Below are 8680 nucleotides of genomic sequence, written 5' to 3'. Positions count from 1 at the left end.
ATTTAAGGGAAACAAGTTATTTTAGATATTGAGTTGTTAATTAAAATCTTCCATCATAGAAAATGAAAACTGCCGGGTAATGGCTGAAGGAAGATTTTTTCTTTATGCCAAGGGTTATGTCTAAGAGAAAAAGGAAAAGTCAAATATAGTTTAGAATAGATAAAATATAAATTTACATATCTTTTTTCTATTTTATATCAGAAAATATAGCTGTAGCAGATAGATAAAACAAATTGTATAAAGAATAAAAAACTTAATATACATATACAATACCAGACTGATGCATACGGCAATGTAACAAGACACTGAAAAATAATCATCAGGCTATGAATGCATTTAAATAACCATATATTGCAAAATGTTATATGGTAAATTTAACAAAAATACTTTGACAATCTTAGTAAAATTGTTATATTATATATATAACAATAAAAGGAGGTGTAAAATGTTACTCGGAAGAATTTCTGATATAAAAAGTGGATTGGTATTGGTTAGGAAAAAGGCTGCCATACAGCAAGAAGTAAAAAAAACGTACAACTTAATAACCGTGAAAAATATTGATGACAATGGAGTAATTAACAATGAACCATACGATAAATTTGAGAGTAATGAGATATTAGAACCAATATATTTTACAGAGAAAAATGATATTTTGATTAGATTGAGTTATCCATATACGGCTATTTTTATTGATGAAGAACATAGTGGATTATTGGTGCCTTCTTATTTTGCAATTATTAAAATAAAAAACGATATGTTTTTGCCTGAATATGTAGCGTTATATCTAAATACTGAAAAAGTAAAACAAGAACTATTGAAATCACAAACAGGAACAATGATGCCCAGTACAAATAAAAATATACTAAATGGAATTGCTATTAATCAATTAAGTAAAGAAGAACAAAAAAAATAATAAGACTTAGAGATTTATATATACAAGAACAACAATTATTAAAAAGTCTTATAAAACAAAAAGAAATTTACTACAATTCTATAATAAGAAATATTTTGAATAAAAATTAGGAGGTATTTAATAATGGAAGTTAAAACAACTAGTGAAAACATAAATCAAATACTATGGCAGGCTTGTGATACTTTTAGAGGGAAAATAGATTCAAGTATTTATAAAGATTACATTCTCGTTATGCTATTTATTAAGTATATAAGTGATACATATAAAGAGCATTATGATGAGTATATGAAAAAATACGAAGGCAATGAAGAACGAGTTAAAAGAGCATTATCAAGAGATAGATTTATTTTAGATGAGATTTGTACATTTGATTATTTATATGAGAGAAGAAATGATGTAGAAATAGGCAGCACAATAAATAAGGCACTTGAACATTTAGAAACTGAAAATTCAGGTAAATTAAGAGGAGTTTTTAGAAATATTGATTTTAATTCAGAAGCAGTTTTAGGTAAAACAAAAGAGAGGAATGCAATGCTAAAACAACTGCTTGAAGATTTTAATAAACTGGATTTAAGACCTTCTAGTCTCGGGAATGATGATATTATAGGAGATGCATACCAATTTATGATTGAAAAATTCGCCAGTGATGCAGGTAAAAAGGGTGGTGAGTTTTTTACTCCTACAATGGTTTCAGAATTACTTGCAAGATTAGTTAAACCTAAAGAAAACGATAGAATTTATGACCCTACATGTGGTTCAGGTTCTCTGCTTATAAAGGTTGTAAATCAAGTTCCAAATAGAAAGGTTGCTGTTTATGGTCAAGAAAGAAATGGGCAAACACATTCACTATGTAGAATGAATATGTTTCTTCACAATATTGATGATGCAAAAATAGAATGGGGGGATACATTATCTAACCCATTGCATCTGGATGACGAAGGAAAGCTTATGACATTTCAGGTAGTTGTTGCAAATCCTCCCTTTTCATTAGATAAATGGGCAATGGGTTTTGCAGGTAATACAAATGGGGATGAAAATAAATTTAAAATGGAAGCAAGTCTTGATCCGTTTGGAAGGTTTGAGTGGGGTGTTCCACCATCATCAAAAGGAGATTATGCCTTTGTTCTTCATATGATACATTCACTTGAAGAGGGAGGAAGAATGGCAGTAATATTACCACATGGGGTTTTATTTAGAGGGGCTAGTGAGGCTAAAATTAGAAAACAAATAATAAAGCATAATCTGTTAGATGCAGTAATAGGACTTCCAGAAAATTTATTTTATGGAACTTCAATACCTGCTGTGTGTTGCTTTTTAAAAAGGGTAGAAATAGGGAAGATGTATTATTTATTGATGCATCGGGAGAAGGAAATTATGAGAAGGGCAAAAATCAAAATAAGTTAAGAGAACAAGACATACAAAAAATTGTTGAGACTTATGAACGATATGAAACAATAGAAAAATATTCATATGTTGCTACAAAAGATGAAATAATGGAAAACGACTATAATTTAAATATACCAAGGTATGTAGATACTTTTGAAGAAGAAGAATTTGTTGATATGGAAGCTGTTAAAAGCAATATAGAGAAAATAAAATTAGAGTTAAAAGAAGTGGAAGAACAAATGGAAAAATATATAAAGGAACTAGGATTATAAAGGGGTGTAAATGTTGAATAATATAGAAAAATATAACGAAAAGATATTTGAAAAAATTAAAAATATAAATGAATATGGTTTGGAATATTGGTATGCTAGGGAATTAGCTGAAGTATTGGGTTATAAAAGATGGGACAAATTTTTAAATGTTATTGAAAAGGCAAAAGAGGCTTGTAAAAACAGCGGTTTAGATGTACTAGACCATTTTTCCCACGTGGAAAAATGGTCGAACTAGGTTCAGGTGCAACAAGAGAAGTTGAAGATATTAAGCTTTCTAGATATGCATGTTATCTTATTGTTCAAAATGCAGATCCAAGGAAGGAAGTTGTTGCCCTTGGTCAAACATATTTTGCTATAAAAACAAGGCAACAGGAATTGCAAGAAGACTTTGAATCAATGACAGAAGATAAAAAAAGATTAGCCATTAGAAATGAATTAAAGGAGCACAACAAAAAATTAGTTGAAGCTGCAAAAAATGCAGGAGTTGAGACCAATATAGATTATGCAACATTTCAAAATTATGGTTACAAAGGACTTTATGGTGGACTGACTGCCCAAGACATACACAAAAGAAAGGGGCTTAAAAAGAGTCAACAAATATTAGACCACATGGGAAGTACAGAACTTGCAGCCAACCTATTTAGAGCAACTCAAACTGAGGAAAAACTTAGAAGAGAAAATGTAAAAGGAAAAGAAAATGCAAATAAAGTACATTTTGAAGTAGGATATAAAATAAGAAAAACAATAAAAGAATTAGGAGGAACAATGCCAGAGGATTTACCAACACCCGATAAAAGTATTAAGCAGATAGAAAAGGAAGAGGCTAAAAAGCTAAAAGTTAGAAAATTAAAGACAGATAAAGATTAACAGGTGGTGAAGAATGTGAAGCAAGAAATAAAGGAGAGAATAGAAAAAATAAAAAAGGGGGAAATACCTGAGGGGTATAAGAAAATAAATAACAGTATTTTTCCAAAAGATTGGCATTATAAAAAAATAATAGATATTGCACCTTTACAGAGAGGTTTTGACTTGCCATCATATGAAATAGAAAATGGTAAATACCCAGTATGTTATTCTAATGGAATTTTAAATTATCACTCAAAATATAAAGTAAAAGGTCCAGGGATTATAACAGGACGCTCTGGAACTATCGGAAATGTTTTTTATATAGAAGAAGATTTTTGGCCACATAATACAAGTCTTTGGGTTACTGATTTTAAAATGAATTATCCCAAATTTATTTATTATATTTATAACTTTATCAAATTACAAAAATTTAACGCTGGTACAGGCGTTCCTACATTGAATAGAAATGATGTACATAAGTTTACTATACCAGTTACAAATGTTGTTACAGAACAACAAAAAATAGCACAAATACTCTCAATTTGGGACAGGGCAATAGAACTAAAAGAAAAGTTAATAAATGAAAAGAAAGAATATAAAAAAGGGCTAATGCAGAATTTGCTATCTGGAAAAATTAGATTACCTGGGTTTGAAGAAAAATGGGAAAAGACCAATGTAGGGGAAGTTTTGGATTTTGTAAGAAAAGAACCAATAAAAAATCCACAAGATTATTATTTGTTAACTGTAAAACTACATGTAAAGGGTATAGAAGCGACAAACAAAAAACCTAATGTAACTGAAAAAGGAAGACCATATTTTTTAAGAGAACCAAATGAGCTGCTTATAGGGAGACAAAATTTTCACAATGGGGGCATAGGTATTGTTCCTGAAAATATGAAAGGATTTGTTGCATCAAATGCAATTAGTAGTATGTATGCAAAAAAAGGTTTGTTAAAATTCTATTTTTATTACTTTGCTAATGAAAACTTTTATAAAAAAATAGAACATATAATTGGAGGAACAGGACAAAAAGAGATTTCCGAAACAATGATTAAAAAACTTAAAATAGTTATTCCAAAAGATTTAAAAGAACAACAAGCAATTGTTAACATTCTATCTACAGCAGATAAAGAAATTAAGCTTTTAGAAGAAGAGTTAGAAGCATTGAAGCAACAAAAGAGGGGCTTGATGCAATTGCTTTTAACAGGAATTGTTAGGGTTAATTAATTTTTAAATGGGGGGATTCTATGAAGAGTAGAAATGATTATGATGAAAGATATATAAGTCAAACTCCTGCTATGGATGTTTTGACAAAATTGGGTTATATAGAAATTAAGTCTGATGAAGCAGAAAAATTAAGAGGTAGTTTATTTAATGTTATTCTAAAGCAGATTTTAAAAGAAAAATTAATGGAATTAAATCATTATGAATATAAGGGGATTGAATATAAATTCAGTGAAAAGAATATAGAAAAAGCCATCAGTGACCTAGATGAGCCTTTGACAGAGGGATTGATAAAGACAAATGAAAAAATATATGAAACACTTATGTTTGGACGAAGCTATGAAGAAACATTACCAGATGGGACTAAACGTTATTTTACATTGCAGTATATTGATTGGGATAATATAAGAAATAATGTTTTCCATGTTGTTGAAGAGTTTACAGTTGAAAAGGATGATGGACAAGGACATATTAGGCCAGACATAGTCTTGTTTATAAATGGTATACCATTTGGAGTTATAGAGTGTAAAAAATCATCTATTTCTATTGAACAGGGTATAAGTCAGATGATAAGAAATCAAACTAAAGGCAATATACAACAATTATTTAAATTTACTCAAGTATTAATGGCAACAAATAAAAATGAAACAAAATATGCAACTTGTGGTACACCTAAAAAGTTCTGGTCAGTATGGAATGAACAAAATGATACTTGGCTTAATGGTAAATTAGAAGAAGTAATTACTGATAGGCTACCAACTAATCAAGATAGGAACATTATTTCATTATTTAGTCCTGAAAGACTTTTAGAGTTAACAAGATATTTTGTTATTTATGATAAAGACGTAAAGAAGATTTGTAGATATCAACAATACTTTGCAATTAAAGAGATAATTAAAACAATAAATATGACTAATGATGAAGGAAATAGACAGGGTGGAGTTGTTTGGCATACTCAAGGTTCAGGAAAGTCTTTAACAATGGTAATGCTCTCTAAATATATTTTGTCACAATTTAGTAATATAAATCCTAAAGTTATTGTTGTTACAGATAGAAAAGAGCTTGATAAACAGATTCATAAAACATTTAATCATACTAGACAAAAAGCCATAAGAGCTACATCAGGAGCTCATCTTGTTAAATTAATTAAAGATAATGCGGCGGACATTGTAACCACACTTATCAATAAATTTGATACAGCATCTAAAGAAGTAGAGCCAATAAGATCAAGAGATGTTTTTGTTTTAATAGATGAATCACATAGGACACAATATGGCGAATTGCATTTAAAGATGAAGACTGTTTTTCCTAATGCGTGTTATTTAGCATTTACAGGAACTCCACTTATGAGAAGAGAAAAAAATACTATTGTCAAGTTTGGTAGATTAATTCATAGCTATACCATTGCAGATGGAGTGAAAGATAAGGCAATTGTTCCATTGTTATATGAAGGTAAGATGGTTGAACAGACTGTAAATAGAAAAGCTATAGATAACAGACTAGAAATGATAACAAGAAATTTAAATAAAAAACAAAAAGAAGAGGTAATGAAGAAATGGAGCAAATTTGAAAGGATAGCGTCTTCAGATCAAAGAATTAAATTAATAGCCTTTGATATAAATGAACATTTTATGCTTAACTATAAAACTAAGGGTTCACAATTTAAAGCTATGCTGGCAACAAATAGCAAAATAGAAGCTATAAGGTATTTAGAAGCATTCGAAGAACTTGGAGATTTAAATTGTGCAGTTGTTATATCGGCACCGGATCAACGCGAAGGATATGAAACAGTAGATGAAGAGTCAAAAGATAAAATAATTAGATTTTGGAATAAAATGATGAATATTTATGGGGATGAAGATAAATATGAAGATTCCATTAAAGAACAATTTATAAACGGTGATGATTTAGATCTTCTTATTGTTGTTGATAAGCTATTAACTGGATTTGATGCTCCTAGAGCAACTGTTTTATACATTGATAAGCCTATGAAAGAGCATACTTTACTTCAAGCTATTGCAAGGGTAAATAGATTATATGAAGGTAAAGATTATGGTTTAATTGTTGATTATAGGGGGCTTTTAAAAAAATTAGACGAAGCTATGGAAATGTATTCTGGTGCTGGGCTTGAAAATTTTGATCCAAAAGATTTAAGAGGGGCAATTTACGATGTTATTAGTATAATAGGTACTTTAAGACATTATTATACAGAAATAATTGAAATATTTAATGCAGTAAAGAACAAAAATGATATTGAAGAATATGAAGTTTTGCTGTCAGATGATGAATTGAGAAATAATTTTTATGCAGCTTTGAGCCATTTTGGTAGGAATTTAGCTATTGCTTTAGAATCAGAACAAATATATAACGCATTGTCTAAACAGGAACTTGAAAAATATAAAAAGGAATTTAAATTTTATCAAGAACTAAGAAAAAGTGTTAAATTGAGATATAGTGATACAATTGATTTTAAAGAATACGAATCAAAAATGCAAAATTTAATGGATAATTATATTTCTGCTGAAGAAATAATTAGAATCACTAATCCAGTTAACATACTTGATGAAAAAAACTTTAATAAGGAACTAGAAAGACTAAAAACTCCTAGAGCAAAGGCTGATGCGATAAGAACACGGCTTTCAAAAACTATTTCAGAAAAATGGCATGATAATCCAGCATATTATAAAAGTTTTTCACAAAGAATTGAGAAAACAATAGAGGATTATAAAAAACAAAGGATAACAGAGGCAGAGTACTTATCAAAGATGGAAGAAATATTAAAAGATTTTAGAAAAGAGAAATCAGGAGTAACTTATCCTGAAATAATAAAAAACAATATAAATGCACAGGCTTTTTATGGTGTAGCAGATGAAGTAATTAACGCTAATGATGATTGTATTATAAAAGAAAATGATGTTGGAGAATTGGCTATAAAAATTGATGAGATAGTTAGAGAAAATACAAAGGTAGATTGGTATGATAACGTAGAGGTTCATAAAAGAATAGAACAAGAAATAGATGATTTGATTTTTGACTTCTCAAAGGAAAAAGGCATTGATATAGGTTTTGATATAGTTGATGAATTAATAGAAAAGGTAAAAAATGTTGCAATAAGAAGGTATAAATATAGGTGATTTAAATGGAAAAATATCTTGTAAAGTATGGAGAAAAAAATATAGTTTTTTCATTTGAGAGAAAGAATGTAAAAAATATTAATTTAAATGTACGCCCTAATATGGATGTAATAGTATCTGCAAGCAATGATGTTCCTATAGAATATATTTTAGATTTTGTAAAAAGAAAAGCAGATTGGATTTTAAAAAGGATAGATTATTTTAAATGTGTTCAGTCAGAGGTCTCCACTAACAAAGAAATTGTTAGTGGAGAAACCTATAAATACCTCGGTAAACAGTATAGATTAAGGGTTGTGGAATCTAAATATGAATTTGTTAAATATGAAAGGGGATTTATCTATCTTTATGTTAATGATAAGTCGAATTATAAAAGAAAAGAAATTTTAATCAATAGATGGTTTAAAGAAAGAGCAAGTATTACTTTTAATGAAATATTAAACAAACTTTATATTATATTTAAGAAATATAATATTAGTAAACCAAATTTAGAAATAAGAAAAATGAAAGTTAGATGGGGGTCTTGTATAAAAAGTTCCAATAAAATTGTATTAAATATAGATTTAATTAAAGCCCCTAAATATTGTATAGAGTATGTTATATTACATGAGTTGATACATTTGATCTACGAGAATCATGATAAACAATTTTATGATTTATTAACTATTTTAATGCCAGATTGGCAAACACGTAAAAAAATACTAGATGAAGAAGTAGTGAGGTGTTTATAGCAATTAAAGAATAAGGATAATAGGGAGTTAATAAGGAGGACAGTTAATTATTATTAAGAAGAAGGAGAGTAAAAAATTGCATATGCTATTTCTAATTTATATTAGAGTGGATATCGGTATCAGATAATGAAGAAAATGGATAGTATAAACAGAGGAATACTTATATGTACCTACATA

6 protein-coding genes and 1 pseudogene are annotated in these 8680 nt (G+C 28.7%); all 7 read left to right on the top strand.

The window, feature by feature from the left end; translation table 11 throughout:
• The first annotated feature begins 445 nt into the window (after positions 1–445).
• On the top strand, positions 446–913 hold the full coding sequence (locus tag Q428_RS12930) for a restriction endonuclease subunit S domain-containing protein (protein WP_201769299.1): 468 nt from the start codon (positions 446–448) through the stop codon (positions 911–913).
• Positions 914–1036: 123 nt separating this feature from the next.
• A pseudogene (locus tag Q428_RS12925) lies at positions 1037–2571 on the top strand (type I restriction-modification system subunit M).
• A gap of 13 nt (positions 2572–2584) precedes the next feature.
• Positions 2585–2806, top strand: a complete 222-nt coding sequence (locus Q428_RS16755) for a BRO family protein (protein WP_479723639.1) — start codon at positions 2585–2587, stop codon at positions 2804–2806.
• Positions 2794–3438, top strand: coding sequence for a DNA damage-inducible protein D (gene dinD / locus Q428_RS12920; RefSeq protein WP_479723638.1), 645 nt, complete (start codon positions 2794–2796; stop codon positions 3436–3438). The genes Q428_RS16755 and dinD overlap by 13 nt, the downstream gene beginning before the upstream one ends.
• A 15-nt stretch (positions 3439–3453) precedes the next feature.
• Positions 3454–4644: a restriction endonuclease subunit S gene (locus tag Q428_RS12915; protein ID WP_051515172.1), complete on the top strand. Its 1191-nt coding sequence runs from the start codon at positions 3454–3456 to the stop codon at positions 4642–4644.
• 20 nt (positions 4645–4664) lie between these two features.
• On the top strand, positions 4665–7775 hold the full coding sequence (locus tag Q428_RS12910) for a type I restriction endonuclease subunit R (RefSeq protein ID WP_035381586.1): 3111 nt from the start codon (positions 4665–4667) through the stop codon (positions 7773–7775).
• A 5-nt stretch (positions 7776–7780) separates the two neighbouring features.
• The gene (locus tag Q428_RS12905) at positions 7781–8503 is read left to right on the top strand and encodes a M48 family metallopeptidase (protein WP_035381584.1); all 723 of its coding nucleotides are present in this window, start codon (positions 7781–7783) and stop codon (positions 8501–8503) included.
• The last annotated feature ends 177 nt before the right edge of the window (positions 8504–8680 follow it).

The sequence above is a fragment of the Fervidicella metallireducens AeB genome (assembly GCF_000601455.1).
Classification (GTDB): domain Bacteria; phylum Bacillota; class Clostridia; order Clostridiales; family Caloramatoraceae; genus Fervidicella; species Fervidicella metallireducens.
This window is presented reverse-complemented; position numbering and strand designations above follow the sequence as displayed.

What these genes read in the sequence shown, in the direction of transcription:
- Q428_RS12930 (WP_201769299.1), top strand. Translation starts at nt 446, where the DNA reads ATGTTACTCGGAAGAATTTCTGATATAAAAAGTGGATTGGTATTGGTT.
- dinD (WP_479723638.1), top strand. Translation starts at nt 2,794, where the DNA reads ATGGTCGAACTAGGTTCAGGTGCAACAAGAGAAGTTGAAGATATTAAG.
- Q428_RS12910 (WP_035381586.1), top strand. Translation starts at nt 4,665, where the DNA reads ATGAAGAGTAGAAATGATTATGATGAAAGATATATAAGTCAAACTCCT.
- Q428_RS12905 (WP_035381584.1), top strand. Translation starts at nt 7,781, where the DNA reads ATGGAAAAATATCTTGTAAAGTATGGAGAAAAAAATATAGTTTTTTCA.